The following is a 3,026-nucleotide window of genomic DNA, read 5'->3' as shown; positions in this document are numbered from 1 at the left end:
TCCGACTGCGCCGAGCGCAGCAGACCCCACACCGCCGCACCCGCCAGGTCGGTCACCCGGTCCTCGGCGCCAACCGACACCGCGCCCCGCGTCAGCACCACGAGCCGCGAATCCGCCAGCGCGTCCGCCGCCAGCCAGGACTGGACGACTGCCAGCACGTGCGACGTCGTCGCGCGAACGGCGTCGGGGACGGCAGCCTGCGACGCGTCGAGCGTCAGCAGCAGACCCTTCGGCGCGACCGCCCGACCGGCGTCGACCGCCGCGACGAGCGCCTCGACGTCGGCGAACGCCGGCAGGTCGACGGCGGCCGGCGAGCCGACCAGCGCCCACCCGGAGAGGTTCCCGGCGGCGGCGATCTCCTCGGCCTGCCAGGTGAGTTCGAACATCGAGCGGGACGCGGCGCTCGCCGCGGCCACTCCGGTCAGCTCGCGCAGGACGAGGGAGTCGACCGACACCACGGCCGCACCCGACTCGTCGCACGCGACGAGCCGCACCGCCGAGTCCACGCGCGTCAACCGCACCCGCAGCGCCCCCGCGCCCGCGGCGTGCACCTGCACACCCTCGAACGCGAACGGCACCCGCGGCCCGCCCGACCCCTCCGAGCCCGGCAGCAGCCCGATCGGGTGCAGGGCCGCGTCCAGCAACGCCGGGTGCACGCCGAAGCGCGCCGCCTCCGTCGCCGCCTCCTCCGGCAGCACCACCTCGGCGTACACGTCGTCACCGCCGGTCCACACCCGACGCAGCCCCTGGAACACCGGCCCGTACGCCAGGCCGTGCTCCGCCAGCGTCGGGTACCAACCCGCCAGGTCCACCTCGGACGCGCCGGCCGGCGGCCACTCCCCCACGCCCGGCTCGTCGGCCGACGCGGGCTCCAGCACGCCCTCCGCGTGGTGGATCCACTCGGCCTCCGGGTCGCCCTCGGACTGCGAGTGCACCGCCACGACCCGGGTGCCGGTCTCGTCGGCCGCGCCGACGCGCACCTGCACCCGCACCGCGCCGCCCTCCGGCAGCACCAGCGGCGCGGCCACGGTCAACTCCCGCACCCGCGACGCGCCCACCTCGTCGCCCGCCCGCACCGCCAGCTCTACGAGGGCGGTGCCGGGCACGATCGCCACGCCGGAGACGACGTGGTCGGCGAGCCACGCGTGGGTGGCGAGCGACAGCCGGCCGGTCAGCACCACCATGTCCGCGCCGGCGACGGTGACCGCCGCGCCGAGCAGCGGGTGCCCGGCCACGCCGAGGCCCGCGCCGGACACGTCGGCGGTACGCGCCTGGCCGGCGCCGAGCCAGTACCGCTGGTGCTGGAAGGCGTACGTGGGCAGGTCGACCCGGGCGGCGCCGGCGTCGGTGAACCACTGCGTCCAGGTCACGGGGACGCCGTGGACGTGCAGCGCGGCGAGCGCGTGCAGCAGCGCCTGCGGGGCGGGACGGTCCCGGCGCTGGACGGCCACCGCGAGCGCGTCCTCGGCGAGCAGGTCGGCGTTCATCGCGGTCAGGACGCTCTGCGGGCCGATCTCCAGGAAGGTGTCGACCCCGGTGGCGCGCAGGGCGGCGATGCCGTCGGCGTAGCGGACGGCCTCCCGTACGTGCCGCACCCAGTACTCGGCGCGGGTGATCTCCTGCGGTTCGGCGAGCGCCCCGGTCAGGTTCGACGCCACCGGCAGCAGCGGCGCCCGGAACGTCAGCCCCGCCAGGACCGCGCGGAACTCGTCGAGCATCGGCTCCATCAGCGGGCTGTGGAACGCGTGGCTGACGGTGAGCCGGCGGGTGCGCACACCCCGGTCGCGCCAGAGCCGCTCCACCTCGTCGAGGGCGTCGACGGCGCCGGAGACCACCACGGCGGCGGGACCGTTGACGGCGGCGATGCCCACCCGGTCGGTCAGGCCCGCGATCGACTCGGCCACCGCCGCCTCGTCGGCGGCCACGGCCAGCATGCCGCCGCCGGTGGGCAGCGCCTGCATCAGCCGGCCCCGGGCGGCGACGAGGGCGCACGCGTCCGCCAGGGACAGCACCCCGGCGACGTACGCGGCGGTCACCTCGCCGATCGAGTGACCGGCGACCACGTCGGGGACGATCCCGAACGACTCCACCAGCCGGAACAGCGCCACCTCGACCGCGAACAACCCGGCCTGCGTGAACACCGTCTGGTCCAGCAACTCCGCCTCGGCGGAGCCGGCCTCGGCGAACAGCACCTCCCGCAGCGGACGCGGCAGCAGCGGGTCGAGCTGCGCGCACACCTCGTCCAGCGCGGTCGCGAAGACCGGGAACAGGTCGGACAACTCCCGGCCCATGCCGGCGCGCTGCGCACCCTGACCGGAGAAGAGCACGGCCAGCTGCGTACGCGTCGTGCCGGTGCCGGTGACCACGGTGGCGGCCGACTCGCCGGCGGCGAGGGCACGCAGCCCGGCCAGCAGTTCGTCCCGGTCCGTCGCGGTGACCACCGCGCGGTGCTCCAGCACGGCACGGCTGACGGTCGACGACCACGCGACGTCGACGGGGCGCAGTTCCCCGTCGCCGGCGAGCCAGCGGGCCCAGCGGTCAGCCTGCGCCGCGACGGCGGCCTCGGACCGGGCCGACAGCAGCACCGGGGCCGGCAACCCGCCGGGCGTCGGGGCGCCCTCGCCCCGGGTCGGCTCCGCCTCGGCGGGCGGCTGCTCGATGATCACGTGTGCGTTGGTGCCGCTGACTCCGAACGACGAGACCGCCGCGCGGCGGGGCCGGCCCGCCGCGGGCCAGTCGCGTGCCTCGGTGAGCAGGGAGACCGCCCCGGCGCTCCACTCGATGTGCGGGGACGGCTCGTCGACGTGCAGCGTCGACGGGAGCAGCCCGTGCCGCATCGCCATGATCATCTTGATGATGCCGGCCACCCCCGCGGCGGCCTGGGTGTGCCCGATGTTCGACTTGATCGACCCCAGCCACAGCGGCCGGTCCTCCGGGCGGTCCTGCCCGTACGTCGCCAGCAGCGCCTGCGCCTCGATCGGGTCACCGAGCGTGGTGCCGGTGCCGTGCGCCTCGACGGCGTCCAC

At 76.3% G+C, this 3,026-nt stretch carries 1 protein-coding gene; it reads right to left on the bottom strand.

The window, feature by feature from the left end:
• Positions 1–3,026: type I polyketide synthase (locus ACFHW0_RS31540; RefSeq protein ID WP_416613272.1), on the bottom strand; the 3,026-nt coding region annotated here is incomplete at both ends.

Source organism: Micromonospora sp. LOL_025, from assembly GCF_048060285.1.
Classification (GTDB): domain Bacteria; phylum Actinomycetota; class Actinomycetes; order Mycobacteriales; family Micromonosporaceae; genus Micromonospora.
The sequence above is the reverse complement of the archived record's forward strand: the minus strand, read 5'-3'. Positions and strand labels throughout refer to the sequence as shown.